This is a genomic window from Romboutsia sp. BSD2780061687b_171204_C1 (genome assembly GCF_015560225.1).
Lineage (GTDB): Bacteria > Bacillota > Clostridia > Peptostreptococcales > Peptostreptococcaceae > Romboutsia_C > Romboutsia_C hominis.
Genome location: NZ_JADMRK010000001.1, coordinates 199,547 through 221,204 on the forward strand (window position 1 = coordinate 199,547; position 21,658 = coordinate 221,204).

23 protein-coding genes and 1 riboswitch are annotated in these 21,658 nt (G+C 26.5%); of the genes, 17 read left to right on the plus strand and 6 right to left on the minus strand.

Going from position 1 to position 21,658, the window contains the following annotated elements; genetic code table 11:
• Nucleotides 1–88: 88 nt before the first annotated feature.
• From ftsE to I2H23_RS01055, 7 genes are all read left to right on the plus strand, one after another.
• Nucleotides 89–775 (plus strand): cell division ATP-binding protein FtsE, encoded by a 687-nt coding sequence (gene ftsE / locus I2H23_RS01025; protein ID WP_092926985.1) that lies wholly within the window; start codon nucleotides 89–91, stop codon nucleotides 773–775.
• The gene (gene ftsX / locus I2H23_RS01030) at nucleotides 759–1,664 is read left to right on the plus strand and encodes a permease-like cell division protein FtsX (protein ID WP_092926983.1); all 906 of its coding nucleotides are present in this window, start codon (nucleotides 759–761) and stop codon (nucleotides 1,662–1,664) included. The genes ftsE and ftsX overlap by 17 nt, the downstream gene beginning before the upstream one ends.
• A gap of 20 nt (nucleotides 1,665–1,684) precedes the next feature.
• On the plus strand, nucleotides 1,685–2,803 hold the full coding sequence (locus I2H23_RS15555; protein WP_195580879.1) for a murein hydrolase activator EnvC family protein: 1,119 nt from the start codon (nucleotides 1,685–1,687) through the stop codon (nucleotides 2,801–2,803).
• Between the two features lie 175 nt (nucleotides 2,804–2,978).
• Entirely contained in the window at nucleotides 2,979–3,476 is a 498-nt protein-coding gene (locus I2H23_RS01040; protein ID WP_092926979.1) for a 3'-5' exonuclease, read from the plus strand.
• A 194-nt stretch (nucleotides 3,477–3,670) separates the two neighbouring features.
• Complete coding sequence (locus I2H23_RS01045) at nucleotides 3,671–3,970, plus strand: hypothetical protein (protein ID WP_195580880.1); 300 nt, start codon at nucleotides 3,671–3,673, stop codon at nucleotides 3,968–3,970.
• Nucleotides 3,961–4,980 carry a serine/threonine-protein kinase gene (locus tag I2H23_RS01050; RefSeq protein WP_092926975.1) on the plus strand — a complete coding sequence of 340 codons (1,020 nt, stop codon included), beginning with the start codon at nucleotides 3,961–3,963 and terminating at the stop codon, nucleotides 4,978–4,980. Before I2H23_RS01045 ends, I2H23_RS01050 begins: the two co-directional genes overlap by 10 nt.
• A gap of 275 nt (nucleotides 4,981–5,255) precedes the next feature.
• Nucleotides 5,256–5,735, plus strand: a complete 480-nt coding sequence (locus I2H23_RS01055; protein WP_092926973.1) for a hypothetical protein — start codon at nucleotides 5,256–5,258, stop codon at nucleotides 5,733–5,735.
• 34 nt (nucleotides 5,736–5,769) lie between these two features.
• On the opposite strand, the gene I2H23_RS01060 is transcribed toward I2H23_RS01055, so the two are convergent.
• The gene (locus I2H23_RS01060; RefSeq protein ID WP_176698702.1) at nucleotides 5,770–5,919 is read right to left on the minus strand and encodes a hypothetical protein; all 150 of its coding nucleotides are present in this window, start codon (nucleotides 5,917–5,919) and stop codon (nucleotides 5,770–5,772) included.
• A gap of 118 nt (nucleotides 5,920–6,037) precedes the next feature.
• On the opposite strand from I2H23_RS01060, the gene I2H23_RS01065 reads away from it, so the two are divergent.
• Both I2H23_RS01065 and I2H23_RS01070 read left to right on the plus strand, forming a co-directional pair.
• Nucleotides 6,038–6,958, plus strand: coding sequence for a biosynthetic peptidoglycan transglycosylase (locus I2H23_RS01065; protein WP_092926972.1), 921 nt, complete (start codon nucleotides 6,038–6,040; stop codon nucleotides 6,956–6,958).
• 10 nt (nucleotides 6,959–6,968) lie between these two features.
• A complete protein-coding gene (locus I2H23_RS01070; RefSeq protein ID WP_092926971.1) occupies nucleotides 6,969–7,388 on the plus strand; it encodes a DUF3785 domain-containing protein in 420 nt (139 codons plus the stop codon).
• Nucleotides 7,389–7,427: 39 nt separating this feature from the next.
• On the opposite strand, the gene I2H23_RS01075 is transcribed toward I2H23_RS01070, so the two are convergent.
• The gene (locus I2H23_RS01075; protein ID WP_176698701.1) at nucleotides 7,428–8,069 is read right to left on the minus strand and encodes an SIMPL domain-containing protein; all 642 of its coding nucleotides are present in this window, start codon (nucleotides 8,067–8,069) and stop codon (nucleotides 7,428–7,430) included.
• A 140-nt stretch (nucleotides 8,070–8,209) separates the two neighbouring features.
• Here I2H23_RS01075 and I2H23_RS15270 point away from each other — a divergent pair, with 140 nt between their 5' ends.
• The 5 genes from I2H23_RS15270 to buk all read left to right on the plus strand — a co-directional run bounded on the left by I2H23_RS15270 (nucleotide 8,210) and on the right by buk (nucleotide 15,382).
• Nucleotides 8,210–10,153: a sigma 54-interacting transcriptional regulator gene (locus I2H23_RS15270; protein ID WP_092926967.1), complete on the plus strand. Its 1,944-nt coding sequence runs from the start codon at nucleotides 8,210–8,212 to the stop codon at nucleotides 10,151–10,153.
• 258 nt (nucleotides 10,154–10,411) lie between these two features.
• Nucleotides 10,412–11,677, plus strand: coding sequence for a pyridoxal phosphate-dependent aminotransferase (locus I2H23_RS01085; protein ID WP_207741677.1), 1,266 nt, complete (start codon nucleotides 10,412–10,414; stop codon nucleotides 11,675–11,677).
• A gap of 82 nt (nucleotides 11,678–11,759) precedes the next feature.
• Nucleotides 11,760–13,559, plus strand: a complete 1,800-nt coding sequence (gene iorA / locus I2H23_RS01090) for an indolepyruvate ferredoxin oxidoreductase subunit alpha (RefSeq protein WP_195580881.1) — start codon at nucleotides 11,760–11,762, stop codon at nucleotides 13,557–13,559.
• Nucleotide 13,560: 1 nt separating this feature from the next.
• Entirely contained in the window at nucleotides 13,561–14,148 is a 588-nt protein-coding gene (locus tag I2H23_RS01095) for an indolepyruvate oxidoreductase subunit beta (RefSeq protein ID WP_195580882.1), read from the plus strand.
• A gap of 148 nt (nucleotides 14,149–14,296) precedes the next feature.
• The gene (gene buk / locus I2H23_RS01100; protein ID WP_195236866.1) at nucleotides 14,297–15,382 is read left to right on the plus strand and encodes a butyrate kinase; all 1,086 of its coding nucleotides are present in this window, start codon (nucleotides 14,297–14,299) and stop codon (nucleotides 15,380–15,382) included.
• A gap of 124 nt (nucleotides 15,383–15,506) precedes the next feature.
• On the opposite strand, the gene I2H23_RS01105 is transcribed toward buk, so the two are convergent.
• The 3 genes from I2H23_RS01105 to I2H23_RS01115 form a co-directional block, all read right to left on the minus strand.
• Nucleotides 15,507–15,809, minus strand: coding sequence for a DUF1540 domain-containing protein (locus tag I2H23_RS01105; protein WP_207741678.1), 303 nt, complete (start codon nucleotides 15,807–15,809; stop codon nucleotides 15,507–15,509).
• Nucleotides 15,810–15,916: 107 nt separating this feature from the next.
• Nucleotides 15,917–16,222: a DUF1540 domain-containing protein gene (locus tag I2H23_RS01110; RefSeq protein WP_195580883.1), complete on the minus strand. Its 306-nt coding sequence runs from the start codon at nucleotides 16,220–16,222 to the stop codon at nucleotides 15,917–15,919.
• Nucleotides 16,223–16,299: 77 nt separating this feature from the next.
• On the minus strand, nucleotides 16,300–16,725 hold the full coding sequence (locus I2H23_RS01115; RefSeq protein WP_092926953.1) for a hypothetical protein: 426 nt from the start codon (nucleotides 16,723–16,725) through the stop codon (nucleotides 16,300–16,302).
• A gap of 176 nt (nucleotides 16,726–16,901) precedes the next feature.
• Between I2H23_RS01115 and I2H23_RS01120 the strand changes: the two genes are divergently transcribed.
• Nucleotides 16,902–18,101, plus strand: coding sequence for an ion channel (locus tag I2H23_RS01120; RefSeq protein WP_092926951.1), 1,200 nt, complete (start codon nucleotides 16,902–16,904; stop codon nucleotides 18,099–18,101).
• Nucleotides 18,102–18,261: 160 nt separating this feature from the next.
• Here the strand turns inward: I2H23_RS01120 and yidA are convergent, their stop codons facing one another.
• Complete coding sequence (gene yidA / locus I2H23_RS01125; protein WP_092926949.1) at nucleotides 18,262–19,074, minus strand: sugar-phosphatase; 813 nt, start codon at nucleotides 19,072–19,074, stop codon at nucleotides 18,262–18,264.
• A 137-nt stretch (nucleotides 19,075–19,211) separates the two neighbouring features.
• Here yidA and I2H23_RS01130 point away from each other — a divergent pair, with 137 nt between their 5' ends.
• Both I2H23_RS01130 and I2H23_RS15630 read left to right on the plus strand, forming a co-directional pair.
• Nucleotides 19,212–20,906 carry a M3 family oligoendopeptidase gene (locus I2H23_RS01130; RefSeq protein ID WP_092926947.1) on the plus strand — a complete coding sequence of 565 codons (1,695 nt, stop codon included), beginning with the start codon at nucleotides 19,212–19,214 and terminating at the stop codon, nucleotides 20,904–20,906.
• 109 nt (nucleotides 20,907–21,015) lie between these two features.
• A riboswitch (glycine riboswitch) is annotated at nucleotides 21,016–21,125 on the plus strand.
• Nucleotides 21,126–21,392: 267 nt separating this feature from the next.
• Nucleotides 21,393–21,581 carry a GrdX family protein gene (locus I2H23_RS15630; protein WP_242871363.1) on the plus strand — a complete coding sequence of 63 codons (189 nt, stop codon included), beginning with the start codon at nucleotides 21,393–21,395 and terminating at the stop codon, nucleotides 21,579–21,581.
• Nucleotides 21,582–21,658: the final 77 nt, after the last annotated feature.

The following is a 21,658-nucleotide window of genomic DNA, read 5'->3' on the forward strand; positions in this document are numbered from 1 at the left end:
CAAAAAGGTTACAAAAAAATGCTAAATTGTGTATAATGGTATAGTAAATAAAAAATAGGGCAACAAAAGCAAAATTGGAGTGATGAAAATGATTAAATTTACTAATGTAGATAAATTTTATTCAGATGGTAATAAGTCACTAGATAATGTAAATTTAGGAATAAAACAAGGCGAATTTGTGTTTTTAGTAGGACATTCAGGAGCAGGAAAGTCTACTTTACTTAAATTATTGACTAGAGAAGAAAAAATATCATCAGGAAGACTTTCTGTTTTAGGGGAAGATATAACTAAAATAAAAGCAAGCAAAGTACATAATTACAGAAGAAATTTAGGAATAGTATTTCAAGATTTTAGACTATTAAATGAAAAAACAGTCTATGAAAATGTAGAATTAGCGCTTAGGGTTGTAGGTACAAATGCCAAAGAAATTAGACCAAGAGTTATGGAAGTGTTAAAAAGAGTTGGCATAGCTGAAAAACATAGTAAATATCCACATGAATTATCAGGTGGGGAATCTCAAAGAGTTGGTATAGCTAGAGCTATAGTCAATAAACCATCTATAATAATTGCAGATGAATGTACGGGAAATTTAGATATACATAATTCTATTCAAATTTTAAAATTATTAAATGAAATAAATGAAGAAGGTATTACCGTCATAATGGCAACACATGATATAGAAATATTAAAGCTATTTCCAAAGAGAGTCATAGAGCTTAAAGAAGGAAAAATAATTAAAGATACAAAGAGGGAAAAATATGAAATTAATGTCTAAATTTTTATACAGTCTAAAGCAAGGAATAAAAGGTGCTTTTCACAATAAAACTATGACTATTATATCTACAATTTCTATATCTGCATCTTTAATAATACTAGGAATAGTTTTAACTATAGTATTAAATATAAACCAATTTATAAAATATGCACAAGATGAAATAAATGAAGTTAGGGTATCTATAGAAGAATTCACTAATGATGATGCGAGAATAGAATTAAAAAATAAAATTAAAGATATAAATGGTGTTAAAGGTGTTGAGTTTAAAACAAAAGAAGCTTCTTTTAACGATCTTAAAAGAAGTTTTGGAGAAGAAGCATATCTACTTGAAGGTGTACAAAATCCTTTAGAGGATTCCTTCCTTGTTACAATAGATAATCCAGAGAATATAAAGCAAATATCGAGAGAGATATCTAAGTTAGAAGGTGTAACAGAGATAACTTATTTTCAAGATATAATACAAAATTTCTTAAGTATATCAAGTACAGTTAAGAAATTTGGGTCAATTTTAATAGGGGGCTTACTATTAATATGCCTAGTAATAATATCTAATACGATAAAAAGTAGAGTATATAGTAAAAAAGAAGAAATACAAATTATAAAATATGTAGGTGGTAGTAACTTATTTGTAGTATCTCCATTTATAGTAGAAGGCTTTTTTATTGGATTAGTAGGAGCTACTTTAGCTATTGGTATATGTTTGGTTATGTATGGATATATAGTAGAAAATTTAAAGCAATTTATAAATCCAATAAACAATATTATGTCGGGTGCAGTCCTTCCATTGGCTTCTATATCATCTTCACTAATATCGACGCTGCTTATAACAGGAGTAGTTATAGGGGTATTAGGAAGTGTTATATCAGTTAAAAGACATTTAAAAGTATAAAGTAATAGGGGGACGATTGAGTGAAAAAAATATTGACAGTGCTAACAGTATGCTCTTTAGTATTTGGAACAACATATATATATGCAGATACTGAAGATAAAAATATAGAAACTAAACAAAAGAGTGTAGATGATAAATTAAACAAAAACAGAGAAGAGCAAACAACTTTAGAATCTAAAATAAGAGATTTAGATTTTAAAGTGAAAGAAATAGAAGGAAATATAAAAGAAACTAATGATAAAATAGAAAATTTAAATGGTGAAATAGAAACTACTAAAGTTGAAATAGAAAAACTAAACGAAAATATAAGTAAAAATGAAGAAGCTCTAGGTAAAAGATTAAAAGCAATAAACAATAATTATTCTATGGGATATATTAAGGTTATATTAAGTAGTACTTCTATATCAGATTTTTTCAATAACATATATGTAGTTAAGCAAGTTGTAGAACAAGATCAGAAGATACTAAAAGAATTAGATGAAAATAAATCAGAAGTAGAGAAAAAAGAAAAAGATTTAAATTATAAAAAGAAAATGCAAGAAGATTTAAAAATATCTCTAGTAGAAAATAATGAAAAGGTACAATCTGATAAAAGTGAACTAGAAGCTTTAAAGAGAGAACTAGAAACTGAAGAAGATAATTTACAAAATGAACTTGAAAAATTAGCAGCAGAAGCAGCAGCTAAACAAGCACAAGAAGCACAACAAAGTGCTGCATCAATTGATGAAAATTTAAATGGAGCAATAATATCAAGTGGATCTTGGCCAGTCCCAGGACATACTAGAATAAGCTCTCCATATGGATATAGGCTTCATCCAGTATTAAATGTTCAAAAGATACATACAGGTATTGATATACCCGCACCAAAAGGAACCCCAGCAGTAGCAACTGATAGTGGTACAGTTATATATTCAGGACCTAAAGGAAGTTATGGAAATACTGTAATGATACAACATGATAATGGAAAGGTATCATTATATGCACATAACGATCAATTACTAGTATCTGTTGGACAGAAGGTTCAAAAAGGACAAGCAGTAACTAAAATAGGAAATACAGGAAGATCAACAGGGCCACATTTACATTTTGAAATAAGAATAAATGGAAAGCATACAAATCCTATGCCATACATAGAGTAATAAAAAATAAGTATCTATTAAAAAATAATTTAATAGATACTTATTTTTTTATTTAGAAATAAATGAATTAAGTTGTACATTTAAATAAATATTAGCAAATTTTGTGCTAAAACATAATACATGTTATCATATAATATATGATTAGATAAACAAGAATCTAAAAGGAGTTTTACACATGGAAGAATATGTAGTTGTGGATTTAGAAACCACGGGTCTTGACCCATATAAGGGTTGCGAAATAATAGAAATCGGAATAACTGAGATAAAAAATAACGAAATAATTAGGAATTATTCAAGGTTTGTAAAACCAACTTCAGATATACCGCCATTTATAACAGATATAACTAACATAACTAATGATATGGTTAAAAATGAAGACCCTATAGAAAAAGTTTTACCTAGATTTAGAAAATATATAGGAAATAGGACTATAATAGCTCATAATGCTAAATTTGACTTAAAATTTTTAAATTATTATTTAGATAAATTAAATTTAGAACCTATAACTAACCATATATGTACATTAGAAATGTTAAAGGCTAATAAGGACTATAAAGGCAAAAATAAAAAATTAGAAACAGCATGTGCATATTATGGAATAGAAAATAAAAATGCACATAGAGCAGATAGTGATACATTAGCTACAGCTAAATTATTTTTAAAAATAAAATGAACAAAAAAGCAAACTATTATTTAAATATAGTTTGCTTTTTTGTTAGAATTTTATGATTTAAATTATTTTCATATAAGACATAAATTTATATCATTCAAAATAAAAAATTTTTAAAACTAATTATATTTAGTGGTTAATTTTTATTAAAACTCATAGTATATAGTATCTTAAAAAACCTTTAGGGGGTTAGACATATGAATTTTATAGAATTTAATATATCTGTAAGTGAGATAGAGTTTTCAATATTTAAAAAAATAAGAAATAAGAAGATATATATCGTTAAAAATAAATTAATTATACCGAAGTCTTTTGATATCGGGAATAGATTAAATTATATAAAAAAATTAGTAAGTACTATTATAAAAGAGCATGATATTAATAAATCCTATATAAATAAAAATGAATCAGAAAATGAAGATACTATACAGTTAATAAAGATAGAAGGTATAGTAGAGGAACTTCTATTTAATTGTGGGGTGGAAATATGCAAATAAATCCAAATGTTAACTTAAAGGTAATAAAAAAGATTAAATCTGAAGGGGTTAATTCAAATTTATATTTAGTAGAAGATACTCAGCTTGGATGTAAATTTATACTAAAGCAAATAAGTAAAAAAAAATTAAAATCTGCAGATAAATACTTTGACGAATCTAAGAAGATATATAGGTGCAATCATCCAAATATAATGAATATAAATACAGCATCTCAAGATGAAAATAATATATATATAACAATGCCATACCTAGAAAGAGGATCTTTATATAATTTATTAGAGAATAAAAGCTTAACCATTAGAGAAGTTATAAAGTATTCATTAGACTTTTTATCAGCAATACAATATATCCATTCTTTGGGTATAATACATTGTGACATAAAGCCAAATAATGTACTTATAAGTGATAATGATAATGCAATACTAACCGATTTTGGTTCGGCATTGTATTTAAATAATTCAGGAAATGCAAGGCTTAGAAATGTATATTATAAGCATATAGCTCCAGAGCAGTGTACAAATTCTATAATAGATAAAAAAATTGATATATATCAAATAGGTACTACATTATATAGAATGTGTAATGGAAATGAAGAATATAATAATCAAGCCAGAAAATATAAGGACTTAAATAGTTTAAAAATAGCATGCGCTAAAGGGAAGTTCCCTATAAGAAAAAAATATTTGCCTCATGTACCAAGAGAAATTATAAATATAATAGAAAAATGTCTTATGATAGATCCAAGGGATAGGTATGAAGATGTTTTAGAAATAATGAATGATTTATCTAGTGTAAGTAGAAACTTAGATTGGAGATATAAAAAATTAGAAGAAAATGACTTTGTATGGGAACTAGAAGATAAAAACTACAATACTTATATAAGGTTATACAAAGAAGATACAGTATGGAAAGTATTGAGTGATGGGAAAATTTATACAGTAGACACAAAGGCTAAGGGATATAAGCTTATAAGAAGTATTATAAAGAATAAAAAAATGACCTTACTTTAAACCGATCAAGTAAGGTCATTAAAAAGGGGTAAAATATATTATAAAAAGGGGTTTATTAGGGAATATATTTTATTTGGGGAGTAAATAATCGGTTATTAGGGGAATAACCTTGTATTTATAATAACAAGATTCGACAAAAAAAGCAATAGTAAATTTAAAAAAAGTTTTATAAAATTTTTATTTAAACTAAATTTAATTAAAAATTAAATTTAGTTTAAATAAAAATGTATAAAAATACATCTTCTGGATAAACTATAAAAATCTAGGAGGTATATATGAAAAAATCTAAATGTTTGCTTTTAACCTTATTATTTTTTATAGCTATGTCAAATACATCAATATGTATAGAAAAAAACAATATACTAAATAAAGATATATTAATAAATAATGTAGAAAAAGATGATATAAAAATAAGCATAGAGGATATAAATATAGTAGAGGAAAAAATAAGTGTAGGAGATGTTTACAATTCTTCTGCTATAATAAGTATGAATGTTAGAAATAATAGTAAATACGACATAGAATTATCTAATATAGATGTATATCCATATCAAGGCGGAAAACCAGTTAAGTATTTTGTTTCAACAGCTAATGAAGATATACAAGGATTTATAGGAAATATAAAAGGTGGAGAAGATAAAGATATAAAAATGGGAATAACACTTCATAATACTAAAGATCCTATAAAATTAGAGTTAAATAATATAGAAGATAAAAGTAAAGAACAAATTGTACATAGCATAAATATAAAGTAAAAAAGAAAAGCGTTGCTTTTCTTTTTTTTATGTATTATTCCATAGGTTGATGAATATCAACAGGACACTCTGGTTCATAAGTGCCGCAACCTATACAAGTATCATGTATAAAATAAGCTATAACAAAATCTCCTTTGCTATTATATATATTATATAATTTCCAAAAATCATTTTTTTTAGCCAAATAATATACAAATAATATATAAAGTTGCATAAACTAAGTATAGTCATAATCTTACAAATTTGTTCTTTGATTTATTTTGTATAACAATGTATAATTACTTTATAAATAAGGAGGTTTTATGAGTTATAATAATGATGATAATAAAATAAGACGGAAAAGAGTAAGCTCAAGTACAAGTAAAACAACAAATAAAACGGATAATAAAGTATTTAATAATAGAAGTGTAAGTGAAAAAATAAAAAATGAAAACACTATAAATAGAAGAACAAGAAGTAGTACTTATAGTTCTCGTTCAAGAGCTAAAAAAAGCAAGAGGAAAAAAAATAAAAAGTTATTAAAATTATTTAAAAATTTACTAATAGCAATGTTATTAGTATTAGCTTTAGTATCAATAGTTTCTAGTATTTATGTATTTACAGTGGTCAAAGGCTCACCTAAAGTAACTAAAGAGCTATTAGAGCAAAATTATATAAGTAGTGAAGTGGTAGATAATAATGATATACCAAAGTATTTAAAAGATGCTATTGTATCTATAGAAGATGAAAGATTCTATAAACATAATGGTGTAGATACTATATCTTTAGTAAGGTCTGTAGTACATAATTTACTAACAGATACAACTCAGGGCGGAAGCACTATAGAAATGCAAATTTCTAAAAACTTACTTACAAGTGATGATAAAACTATAAAAAGAAAGCTTAAGGATATGTTTAATGCAACTTCCATGGATAAAAACATATCTAAGGATGAAATATTAGGTATATACTTAAATAATATATATTTAGGTAAATCAGCCTATGGGGTAGGAAAAGGTGCTAAAGTGTATTTTGGTAAAGATGTTAAAGATTTAAACTTAGCTGAATGCGCTATGTTAGCAGGAATAACTAATAGTCCAGCAAAATATGGTCAATTTGTACAAGCAAAGAAAAGACAAGAAACAATACTTTATAAAATGCATGAACTTGGATATATAAATGATGCAGAATATGAAGATGCATTAACTAAAGAAGTAACTTTTGTATCTGAAATAGGTAAATAAGAGGTGTAATATGAAAGAGTATAAGTTTAATTATGAAGATAAAGAATATGTATTAAGTTTAGATAACTGTAGTGGTTTATTAAATGATGAAGAAAAGCCCGTAGATGGCATAAAATTAGAAAATATATTAGAAATGTTATCTAATGGCAGTGAAATAGATTTTGATATGGAATATTACCAAGAAGCTTGCCCAGAATGTCTAAAAGGAGTTAAGGAAAAGCAAAAGTTTTTTGGTTTTTTAGAATATCATTTTTATATATTCACTAAAAATGGAAAGTTTGTTATAAGTGATATAGATAAAAGTTATGAAGGATTAAGTTTTAACAAATTATTAAGAGCAGGTAAAGTTGATGACAGTTATATAGTTAGTATAATAATATGTGAAAACTGCCAAGATTATATAATACAAATAGAAAACTGTATAGTATAAATAAAAAAAGTCTACCATTGATCTGGTAGACTTTTTTTATTACATACAATAAGTTAAAAAGGATGCATCTACTTGTGCTGTTATCTTAACTATACCAGGTACTACATTTGTGATAGATGATTTAGATGAATAATTAATATTATTTAGCTGAGAACTTATTTCAGTAACTTTACAAGGTATGGGATTATAATTAAGAGAAAAACTTTTAGCTAAAATACTAGCTTTATCTTTAGCATCTTGAGTAGCTTTTTTTAATGCTTTATTATAGTATTCATTAGGATTAGATAAAGAAAAATCTATATATATTTCATCATTTGCACCATTTTCAACTACTAAAGAGTAAATATCATTAACTTTACTTAAATCATGAACTATTATAGTTATAAGTTGAGTTACAGTATAAGAAATTAATGTATTTTTTTCATAATCATAATTTTGAGTAGCAGAAATGTCTTTACTAAAAATATCATCCTTTGAAACACCATAATCAGAAAGACTATATAAAAGTCTGTTTAAAATTTCGCTATTTTTATCTTTTGCTATTTCTAAGCTCTTATCTTGAGAAGAGATTCTAACATTAATTTTTGCCATATCAGATTCTATATTTAAAGAACTTACACCTCTAACTGTTAACGAGCCCTTGTCAGAGGGCATATTAAATAGGCTATTTTTATATTGCATAAACAAAACCTCCATACTTTATAGTTTATTACTAAGTTTATATATTTAAATAAGTATACTTTAAATTATATTAATTAATAGAAATTTAATATGATATAATTAATATAAATTTTTAAAATGAGATAAAAGGGGAACTAAAGGTGGAAAATGTAATAGGGGTTATAGCGTCAAATATAGAGTTAAAAGAAAAAATAGAAACACTTTACCCAAGGGAAATAAAAAATAAAGAAATTATAATAGATATTATAGAATTAGATTTATTAGAAGAACAAGGAAAGATATTAGTTGACAAAGGAGCTCAAGTAATAATAGGTAGAGGTGGAGGATATAAGCTTATATTAGATACTGTAAATGTACCCATAATACCTTTAAATATGAAATCTATAGATTTACTAAAAGCTATAAAATTAGCTAGTACATATAAAAAGGAAATAGTTCTTATATTAGGGTATGATGAAGTAGATTTTGATTATATAAGTTTAAAGGATGTAATAAATATACGTATAAAGGAAGAATGGTTCAAATCTAAATATGAAATAAGAAGCAAGGTATTAAAATACATCGATAAAAAAGAAGGTATAGTTATAGTTGGAAGTGGAATAGCTTGTTCTTTTGCTAGACAGTATAACATAGATAATGTATTTATAAATGCTAGTGAAGAATCTATAACAGAGGCTATAGAATACGCTAAAAATATAATAAGTTCATTATCAAATGAGAAATTTAACAATCAAATGCTTATAAATATACTAGATGGAGTAAAAGATGGAATAATAGCTATAGATACAAAAGGCAAAATAATACTATTTAATGAAAGTGCAAAGAAAATATTAAATACAAAAAAGGAAGAAGTATATAAGAAAAATATAAAAGATGTATTTCCTTGTATGGATTGGTTAGTAGAGGCTATGATTAAAAATGAGAGTCATAAGCGTAAGATAAGAAATATAAATAAATTGACAGTAAACACAAGGTCAGTACCCATAATAGTTGATGGACAAGTTCAAGGAATAATTGGAATACTTCAAGATATAACTAATATACAAAGTTTAGAAAGAAAAATACGTATGGATTTAAATAATAAGGGGCTCTGTGCTAAATATACATTTGATGATTATATATTCAAAGATGAAATAAGTAAAGAACTTGTAGAAATGGCTAAAAAGATTGGTAAAACAGAATTTACGACCTTATTATATGGAGAAAGTGGTTGTGGAAAAGAAGTGTTAGCACAAAGTATGCACAATATTAGTCAAAGAAAAGATAAACCTTTTGTGGCTATAAATTGCGCCACTATATCAGAAAGTTTATTAGAAAGTGAATTATTTGGATATGAAGAAGGAGCATTTACAGGAGCAAAAAAAGGTGGGAAGCCAGGGCTTTTTGAACTTGCTCATGGAGGGAGTATATTTTTAGATGAAATAAATAGCTTACCTATAAATATACAAACTAAATTACTTAGGGTTATAGAAGAAAAAAAGATAATGAGAATGGGGTCAGATCGGGTGATACCTCTAGATATAAGGATAATGGCTGCTACTAATGAAAATCTAAGACAAAAAATAAAAGATAAAACTTTTAGAGCTGATTTATTTTATAGATTAAGTAGCCTAGAGATAAATATACCTCCACTTAGAAAAAGAAAAAAAGACATAGTATTTTTGTTTGAATATTTTGTGAGAAAAATGATAGAAGAAGGTGGTTTTTCAAATCTATCTTCTATCAGTGATAACTTTCAGCTAAAGCAAGAAGAGGTTAATCTATTAAATAATCACAATTGGTTGGGAAATATTAGAGAGCTAAAGAATGTAGCACAAAAATATGTATTAACAGGTAAAATAGAAATATTATATGTGGAAGATGAAGATAATAAAGTGGATGAATATAACTTGAATACATGTAATAGTCAATTTGAAAATATAAATTACGAAAAAATAGGTATTGATATAAAAGAGATAAATAAATATGTTGAAACAAAGATTATAAATATATTATTATCTCAAGGATTAAACAAAACACAGGTGGCAAGTATCTTAGGGATAAGCAGAACAGCTCTTTGGAAAAAATATAAAGATAATGATTAATGTGTTAAAAAATAGTAACTAATGTTAAGATTTATTAACATAAAAAATTATCATCGAAGGTAAGTCATTATAGATAATAAGATTCACATAAGTATGAAACTAATAAAAAACAAGCCTACTTAAAAAAAATTGTTTTTTATTAGTTTATATTAATTATTAGTTTATTATAGTAAATTAATTCAAATATTTGAATATTTGGCACAAGTGTTGCTTTATATTAAGGGTGAAAGTAAATAATTATAGGGTGGTGGGAATATTATGCAAAGTATGGCGGCTAAGCATTCTATATGGCCAAGAGAGAAAGATATAATATTTGATTTATCAGGGAGAGCTCAAAGAGCTGAAAAGAATATAGGAAGAGAAAATGTTATAAATGCTACTATAGGAGCATTAATGGATGACTATGGAAGATTAATAACTTTAGATACAGTTTATAGTGAGTATAAAAACTTAGAAAATGCAGAAATATCTGCTTATGCAGCACTTGAAGGTCAGCCAGATTATCTTGAAGCTGTTAAAAAAGTAGTTTTTAAAGATTACATGCCAAATAGTTATATAAGAGCAGTAGCATCTCCAGGAGGAAGTGGAGCTATAAAATTAGCTACTTGGAATTATACAAATCCAGGTGATGAAGTATTAACATCAGATTGGTTTTGGAGTCCATATGTAAGCATTACAGAAGAAATAGGAAGAACGGTAGGAACTTATGAGTTATTTGATGAAAATAATAATTTCAACTTCAAATCATTTAAAAAAGAATTTTTAAGAATAGCAGATAAACAAGAAAGAATATTTACAATTCTAAACACACCAGCACATAACCCAACAGGATACAGCATATCAGATAATGAATGGGATAAAATAATAGGATTATCAAAAGAAGTAGCTCAAAATAAAGAAAAGAAAATAATATTGTTTGTTGATATAGCATATATTGATTTTGCTAGTGATGATAATGCTAGTAGAATGTTCTTTGAAAAGTTCTCAAATCTACCAGAAAATGTATTGGTTATAGTAGGATTTAGTATGTCTAAAGGATTTACAGCTTATGGTATGAGAATGGGAGCAGCAGTTTGTATAACTTCAAGTGAAAATGTAGCAGAAGAATTCTACTATGCTTGTGTACACTCTTGCAGAGCAAATTGGTCAAATTGCAATAGAGGAGCTATGGCAATTCTTTCCAATATAGTAAATAATTCAGAGAAGTTTAAGAAATACAATGAGGAAAAAAATACGTATAAGGAAATGCTAAAAAGAAGAGCTAATGCATTTGTAGAAGAAGCTGAAAAAGTAGGGCTTGATATACTTCCATATAGAGATGGATTTTTTGTAAGTATACCTTGTGAAAATTCAAGAGAAGTATGCGAGGAATTAACTAAAGATAATGTATATATGGTACCTTTAAAAGCAGGGCTTAGATTTGCTGTTTGTGCAGTAAATGAAAATAAATGTAAGATAGCACCAAGTATAATCAAAAATGCGCTTGAATATGTAAAAAGTCAGAAGTTGGTAGAAAATAGATAATAATACTAAATGTATTATATATAAATTAGTTAAAAATATAAGGGAAATAGATTTAAAACTAAGATATATGGGGGAATTTAATATGAAAAAACTAATGACTGGTAATGAAGCCATAGCTCGTGGAGCGTATGAAGCTGGTGTAAAATATGCATCTGCTTATCCTGGAACTCCAAGTACAGAAATATTAGAAAATATAGCTACATATAAAGATTCAATAGTAGCTGAGTGGGCACCAAATGAAAAGGTTGCACTTGAAGCTGCAATAGGAGGATCTATTGCAGGTGCTAGAACAATAGCATCTATGAAACATGTTGGACTTAACGTTGCAGCAGACCCATTATTTACATTTGCATATACTGGAGTAAATGGGGGAATGATATTAGTTTCTGCTGATGAACCAGGAATGCATTCTTCTCAAAATGAACAAGATAACAGAAATTATGCTAAATTTGCAAAAATTGCCTTATTTGAGCCATCAAATAGCCAAGAAGCTAAGGATATGATAAAAGAAGCATATAGAGTAAGTGAAGAATTTGATACTCCAGTATTATATAGAGTTACAACTAGATTATGTCACTCAAAGGGAATAGTAGAGTGCAGTGATAGAGTAGAAGTTGGAATAAAAGATTATGTTAAAAATCCTCAAAAAACATTAACAGTACCAGCACATGCAAGAGTACTTAGACATTCAGTAGAAGAAAGATTAGAAAAACTAGAAGAATATTCTAATAATACTTCTTTAAATTATTGTGAAATGAATGATAGCAAAGTAGGTGTAATAGCATCAGGAATGTGTTATATGTTTGCTAAAGAAGTATTTAAAAATGATGCATCATATATGAAGCTAGGATTTACAAATCCATTACCTATAGAAAGAATAAAAGAGTTTGCATCTAATGTTGAAAAAATATATGTAATAGAAGAGAATGATCCATTTATAGAAGATCAACTAAAAGCAGCTGGTATAGATTGTATAGGTAAAGACTTATTCCCTAAAATGGGAGAAATGACTCCAGATGTTCTTAGAAAAGCTGTATTTGGGAAAACAAACGATACAATAAAATATAATAAGGAATTAGTAGTGCCAAGACCTCCAGGTCTATGTGCAGGATGTCCACACAGGGGATTTTTCTATGAGTTAGGAAAGAGAAAAAATGTATTAGTATCAGGAGATATAGGATGTTATACATTAGGATTTGCACCTCCATATAATGCTATGGATACAGTAGTATGTATGGGAGCTAGTTTAAGTGCAGGTCATGGAGCTCAAAAAGTATTTAATATGAAAAAAGATAACGAAATGAGAGTAGTTGGTGTACTTGGTGACTCCACTTTCTTCCATACAGGAATAAACTCATTATTAGATGTAGTATACAACAAAGGTAATTCAATATCTGTAATATTAGATAATAGAATAACTGGAATGACAGGGCATCAACAAAACCCAGGAACAGGGTATACATTACAAGGAGAGGTTACTGAAATAGTTGATATAGAAGGTTTAGTTAGAGCTTGTGGTGTTAAGCAAGTTAGAACAATAGATCCAAATAACTTAAAAGAAGTAAAAGAGACGCTAGATTGGGCATTTGAATTAGATGAACCTTCAGTAATAATAACTAGATGGCCATGTGTACTTAAGAGATTCTCTAAAGAAGACATAGAAGAATTTAACAATCCATTTACAAATAAATGTGATATAGATAAAGATGCTTGCATAGGATGTAAGATATGTATGAAAACAGGTTGTCCTGCTATATCATTTGACAAGGATGAAAAGAAAGTAAATATAGATAAAAATCAATGTGTAGGATGTAATGTATGTTCTCAAGTATGTCCTAAAGATGCAATATCTAATAATGGATTAGCTAAGGAGGTAAACTAATATGACAAAAAGTATACTTTTAGTTGGAGTAGGTGGGCAAGGAACTATACTTGCTAGTAAATTATTAACTACAGGGCTTATGGAAGCTGGATATGATGTAAAAATGAGTGAGATACATGGAATGAGCCAAAGAGGAGGTTCTGTTTCCTCTCAAGTTAGATATGGATCTGAAGTATATTCTCCAGTTATAGAAATAGGTGGAGCTGACATATTAGTTTCTTTTGAAAAAATGGAAGCTTTAAGATGGTTAGAGTATTTAAAGCCAGGGGGAAAAATAATATACAATAACTATAGAATGGATTCTATGCCAATACTTACAGGAAAGGCTGAATACAAAGAAGAAGAAATAGAAAAAGAATTAGATAGATTAAATGGAAGCTTATTAAATGCAGCAGAAAAAGCACTAGAAATTGGAAATGCTAAAGTAATGAATATAATTCTTTTAGGGGCATTAGTTAAATCTATGAACTTAGAAGATATAAATTGGGAACAAATAATAAAAGACAATGTAAAAGAAAAATTTGTTGATATAAATATAAAAGCATTTAATGAAGGGATGAAACTAGTAAGTAAGGAAGCTTTAGCTTAAAAATCAAAAAGCACACAAATTATATAAATAAAAATTAAGCTATTATAAGTTAGTACTTATAATAGCTTAATTTAAATATGCATTAAAACTAGGGATAAATTAGAACATATTTAATATATAACTTAAAAAAAGGGAAAAGGGGATTATTATGAATTATAGAATATTAGCTATAAATCCGGGGTCTACATCAACTAAAATAGCAGTATATGATGATGAAAATCAAATTTTATCAAAAGGAATAGATCATAAATCAGAAGAAATAGCAAAGTATGAAAGAATACAAGACCAATTTGAAATGAGAAAACAAGAAGTATTAAATGTACTAGCTGAAAATAATATAGATATAAACACTTTAAGTGCTGTTGTAGGAAGAGGGGGATTGCTTCCTCCAGTTAAATCAGGAGCATATTTAGTAAATGATGAAATGATAGATAGATTAGTTAACAGACCAGTTATTGAACATGCATCTAATTTGGGAGCTATAATTTCTTATGAAATAGCTAAATCTATAGGAGTAAATGCATACATATATGACTCAGTAGCCGTTGATGAGTTAAATGATATAGCTAGATTATCGGGAATTAAAAATATGGATAGAGAGAGCTTAAGCCATGCACTTAACTCTAGAGCTATGGCTATAAAGTTTGCAAAAGACAATAATAAAAAATACAATGAACTTAATCTAATTGTTGCTCATTTAGGTGGGGGCATAACTGTAAGTATTCATGAAAAAGGAAAAATGATTGACATTGTATCAGATGATGAAGGACCATTTTCACCAGAAAGATCAGGTAGGATTCCTTGTAAAAAATTAATAAATACATGTTTTTCTGGAAATTACACACATAAAGAAATGTTAAAGATGATAAGAGGAAAAGGTGGAATAGTTTCTTATTTAGATACAGTAGATGTTAGAGAAGTGGAAAAAATGATGGAAGAAGGAAATAAAGAAGCTAAATTAGTACATGATGCTATGTGTTATCAAGTATCTAAAGCAATAGGTGAATTAGCGACAGTTGTAGAAGGAAAAGTAGATTCAATAATATTGACAGGTGGAATAGCTTACTCAAAGCTTGTAACAAAACATATAAAGAGAAGAGTAGAGTTTATATCTAATGTAGAAATAATGCCAGGAGAAAATGAATTAGATTCATTAGCACTTGGCACATTAAGAGTTTTAAATAATGAAGAAACTGCAAGAGAGTATAAAGAAGAAATATTAGCTAATGCATAAATGTGTTATAAACTTAAGTAAATTTTAATTTTAATACATATTAATGCGTTTTTACTGAAACTATAGAAAAAATCACTGGATACTTATCCAGTGATTTTTAGATTAAGTAAATATTAAAATATAATTATTTAGATATGAAAGTTTCGCAACTTGCATCCTGTGAGTTTATATGAACCTTTTCAGCTTTGCATGCTTTACTAACATTATATTTACACTTCTCAGCCTGACATATTATATTTTCAGGTGTTATATATTCATCATTAGTACTATTTGTAAAAGATCCAAAAGAACCCTCGACAAAAGTTGAACAAGTAGTTTGAGATGTAGAATCTGCTCTACTACCAGCAACATTTATGCCTCCAGCATAGCATTTTTTGCTATTATTATACACACAGTTAGTTGCAGAACAATTTAAATTTTCATTCATAATTACATTCCTCCTAAAATTATCTTCTAGGTTAGTATGTGAAAAATAAAAGAAAATATAACTTATATATTACAACTTAATAATTATAGTTAATCTATTTATAGCTATTATCTAGGACAAAATGTTTCACAACTTTGATTTTCGTTGTTTATTTGAACATTTAATGCAACACAAGAGCCTTCGTCATTATGTTTGCATTCTTTGGCCTGGCAAGCTATATTGTGAGTTTTAGCATAGTCTTCATTACTAGTTGAGTTAGTCAAAGTTGCATTTTTTCTATCTTCAAAAGTTAGACAGTGGGTACCATTTGTATTTGATGCTATAGAACCTGAGATATTTATACCGTTAGCATAACAACTACTGCATTTATTATAAAAACATGTAGATGCTAAACATACTAAATTTCCATTCATAATTAATATACCTCCTAGAATTTTATCTAATTTAGTATGTGAAAAAATTAAAGATTTAATCCATTTAAGGTATATATTTATTCTAGGCAATTGTCACATAAAACTGCAACATCCTCTAGAGTCTCTCTGCCTAAATTTTTATTAATATGATACACATCTAAGTTGTGTTCTTGTCCACAAATAGAACAAGTATAATCATTTTCTCTAAGCGCATAATCTTTAAATATTTGCCAATGTATGCTATTTAAGTATTCCTTATACTTAACTTTAAGGCATGCCTCTAAATATTCACTATACAGATTATCTAAGTCAAAGCTAGTTAGATTAGAATATTCACATTCAAAATAATCACAATCATTATATAGGTTAGGTAGTGAATCTAGCAATATACATTTTATATTATATTTGTAATTTTCATCAGGACCATATAGAGAAAGATGAGTACAATAAGAACAACATTTCTTTGGTAATACTTCTTTAAGTTTCTCAACACTTTTATTCATATGTAACCTCCAATAATTTATATACTTTAATAAACAATATATAGTGAAACTTAGAATTCATTGATAAACACTCTTTATAAGATATATTAAAAAATAGTGATATATATTCTATAAATAAAGGGTTTTATAAAAAAATAAAGTAATTATGTTATATTAATTAAAACTAGGGTGATGAAATGAGAACTTATAATTTTGAGAAAGTAAGAGAAGATTCATACAACGAACTTGAAAAAATGAAGAAAGAAATGAAATATATAAATAAGTTAAATTTTAAAATAGAAAAAGAACAAATATATACAATAGAAACTCAAAATAAAGATTATAGTGATTTATATAATATATATGATGAAGAAAAGCTATATAATTTAAGAATACACAAAAAAAGTATTGGTAAATTTTCTAGTAAAGAAAGAAATGAAAAAAAGTTAAAAAACTTAAGAGTATTGTATTGTGAATTTGAAGAATGTAGGTTTGAAAATATAGAATTTATAAGTTGTATATTTATAGGAAATGTGTTTTTTAAATGTGATTTTGAAAATGTAATATTTAAAGATTGTAAATTCTATAATGAAAAAGATGATATAAATATATTTAAAGATGAATGTAAGTTTAGAGATGTTAGATTTACTAATAGTAATATAGAAAAAACAAAATTTGAAAGCATGAGTTTAAAAAATGTATATATAAAGGAAAGTAATCTAAATGGTTCTATATTTAATAAATGCATAATGAAAGAGGTTATAATTTGTGACAGTGATTTAAGTGCTATTAAAATATTACGTCCAAAGCATTTAGATATATCTTTTGAAGATTATTATTTAAGTAAATTTGACGAGCATACATTTATAGATAAAGTTGACTTAAAGAAAAAAGATAAGAATGAGTGTATAGATATATACAAGGTATATAAGGATATATCAACAAAATTTGAAGCTAATAGATTATTAAACATAGGTGGAGAATATTATTATATAGCTAAATTAATAGAGAAAGATGGTTTAAAAGGAATAGCTAAGTTAAAGTCCATAATATACTGGGCACTTTGTGGTTATGGAGAACGTCCAACATATGCGCTTATAACATCTTTAGAAATTGTATTGGTATTTGCTATATTATACATGATAACAGGTCTTAATATAGGTGGAGAATTTATAAATTATAAAGGTGCATTAATGGGAAATATAGATGTATCTTCTATAAATAAAGACTTCATTAATTCATTGTATTTTAGTATAGTAACTTTTACAACAGTTGGATATGGAGATATAACTCCAGTAGGATTTTTTAGTACTTTATTATCTGCAATAGAAATGCTTTTAGGTGTTACTATGGTTGGTATTTGGACAGCTACATTGTCTAGGAAGATAACAAAATAAAGAGAATTTAAACTCAAAGATATAACATTTAATAATAAAAAATAATGTAATACAAGAACTTAAACGCATATGAATATATAAAGAATGGATATAAGTTAGTTTACATAAAGCGACTTATATCCACAAAGAAAGAATTATATTACATGATTAATATTAATACTTATTTATTTAGTAAAAATTTATTGATAACATGTGCAACTCCATGTTCATTATTAGTTTTAGTTATATAGTTTGCAATATTCTTTATGCTATCGCGAGCATTACCCATTGCTACACCAAGCCCTGCATACTCTATCATATGCTTGTCATTTTCTTCATCACCTACAGCTATAGCTTTATCTATAGATAAATCTATATTTTTACATAAAGCTTTAAGCGCATTTCCTTTATTAGCTTTTTTATTTAAAAACTCTAGGAAAAATGGAGCAGATCTAACAACTGTGTATTTATCAAAAAATTCTTGAGGTACATTTTTTATTATTTCTTCTAATTTTTCAGGTTCGTCAACAATCATAACCTTACAAAATGTCATAGTTTCATCTATTTCTTCTTCTGGTTTATAAACTAAAGGTATTTTATTTAAATCAGATTCTAAAACAGTGTATTTACTAGGTTTTTTGTTAGGTGTTACAACATCAAGTGGTGTACTTATATGAAGATAAGTATTAAGTTTTTTAGAAAGTTCATATATAGATTTAAAATCATCATAATTCATTTCTATATTAGATATAACTTTTTTAGTTTTAACTTCTTGAACAACAGCTCCGTTAAAGCATATAACATAGTCCCCTTCATCAGTTAAATTAAGTTCTTCAAGTAGTGGAGTTACACCAGGTAGTGGTCTACCAGTAGATAAAACTACTTTATTCCCATTTTGTTTAGCTTCTTGGATAGAGTCAAAAACCTCCTTAGTTATTTTTTTTTCGGTATTTAATAAAGTGCCATCAATATCTAGTGCTATTAATTTATACATATAATCCTCCTATGATATTTACATAAAGATAGTTATAATTATATCAATATATGCAGAATTTATATAGAGAAAATTAAAAAAGAGTGTATGCTATAATATAAATATTAAAAATAAATATAAATAAAGGAGATATTTCAATGAAGTTTTCAGATTTTGAATATGAAAGACCAAATTATGAAAAAAGTAAAAATCAAATAATAGAAATAATAAATAATATAGAAAATTCAAAAACTTACAAAGAGCAAAGACAAAATATTGATAAACTAAATAGCATTAGAAATAATATAGAAACTATGAGTACATTATGTTCTATAAGACATAGTATAAATGTTGAAGATGAGTTTTATGAAAGGGAAAAAGTGTATTGGGACGAATATTCTCCATTATATGAAGAACTTAATTCACTTTTTTATAAATCAGTAGTAAACTCAAAATTTAAAGAAGATATTCAAAAAGATTTTGGAAGACAGTTTATAAATATAGCAAGCTTTAATTTAAAGTCTTTTAGTAGCGAAATAATAAAAGACCTTCAAGAGGAAAATAAGCTTTGTTCTAAATATACAAAACTATTAGCATCTGCTAAAATTCATTTTGAAGGAGAAGAAAGAAACCTATCTGGACTTTTAAAATTTATGTCAAGTGAAGATAGAGATATGAGGATAAAGGCATCTAAGGCATATTACAATTACTTTGAAGAAAAAGAAAATGAATTTGATGAAGTATTTGATAAATTAGTTAAAGTAAGAAATAATATGGCTATAAAACTTGGTTTTGACAACTTTGTAGAATTAGGATATATAAGAATGATGAGAACTGATTACAACAAAGACATGGTAAAAAACTTTAGAAAACAAGTTTTAGATTATATTGTACCTGTAGCAAATAGTCTTTACGAAAGACAATCTAAAAGGATAGGTGTAGATAGACTTACATATGTAGATGAAAACCTTGAGTTTTTAAGTGGGAATGCAACACCTAAGGGAAGTGACGAATACATAATAGAAAATGGAAGAAAAATGTATTCTGAGCTATCAAATGAAACTAAAGAATTCTTTAATTTCATGCTAGAAAATGAACTTATGGACTTAGTAACTAAAAAAGGTAAAGCAGCAGGTGGATACTGTACATATATACCAGATTATAAATCTCCATTTATATTCTCGAACTTTAATCAAACATTAGATGATATAGATGTATTAACTCATGAAGCAGGTCATGCTTTTCAGCTTTATATGTCAACTTGGATTGATATGCCAGAAATAAACTTCCCAACTTATGAAAGTTGTGAAATACACTCTATGAGTATGGAATTTATAACTTGGCCTTGGATGGAATTATTCTTTAAAGAAGATACAGAGAAATATAAATTTACTCATCTATCATCAGCTATTAAGTTTATACCATATGGAATAGTAGTAGATGAATTCCAGCACTATATATATGAACAGCCTAATATGACTAAAGAAGAAAGAAAAAATATTTGGAGAGAACTAGAGAAAAAATATTTACCACATAGAATATTTGAAGATAATGATTTTTTAGAAAAAGGAACTTGGTGGTTTAAGCAAGGACATATATTTAAAAATCCATTTTATTATATAGATTATACATTAGCTCAGATATGTGCATTACAGTTTTGGAAAAAAATGAGGGTGGACAGAATCAATGGATGGGAAAATTATCTAGACATATGTAGAGTTGGAGGAACAAAGTCATTCTTAGAAATAGTAAAGATAGGTGATTTAAAATCTCCATTTGAAGATGGATGTGTAGAAAGTATTATAGATGTTATTAAAAATTATTTAGATAGTATAGATGATAAAGCTTTATAATATATATACGGTAGAAATATGTAGCAATATTTATAGAAAAATATATTGGAATTTAAATTGAAAGTTTCTTTTCTTAACTTAGAAAGTATAAAAAAATTAAACATTCCGGTTGAAGGATATAGGAGATTACTTCTAAAAAGAAGTGACCGAAGGTACAAGTTTGATTAAATCCTAATTTAATCAAATGAAATTCTCAGGTAAAAATACTATATTCAGATGGAACTCTGAAGATTATATTAACAGAGAAAACAAATGGGATTTGTTTTCTCTGTTTTTTATTAAATAGACTTAAAAAGGAGAGGATTTTTATAATAATAATAACCAATAATACTATTGTCAAAAACAAAATAAAGCACAAAAATGTAAAATATATAAATGACATATATCTAGAAATTTTAAAAGAAAGTAGAAATCTAATTCACAAAGGTTACGAACTTTTATCTGTATTCCAGTATAAAGCCAAATGAAACTCCATACAGAAGTATAATATTAAAAAAATCAAACAAGTTAGATACAAATTCAGTACTATTAATTGAAGAAGCAATATACATTTCTAATAAATTTCAAAATAATAAACAAACACCTAATTGGACATATAATGTAATAGATGACTTTAGAGTTATAGACTTAGATATCTTAAGTAATACATTAGAAAGAATTCAATATATATTATAGAAATTAAAAATAATATTTGTATGTGACAAAATAATAAAATATTTTTTTATAAAAATGTTAAAAAAATAAATATAAAG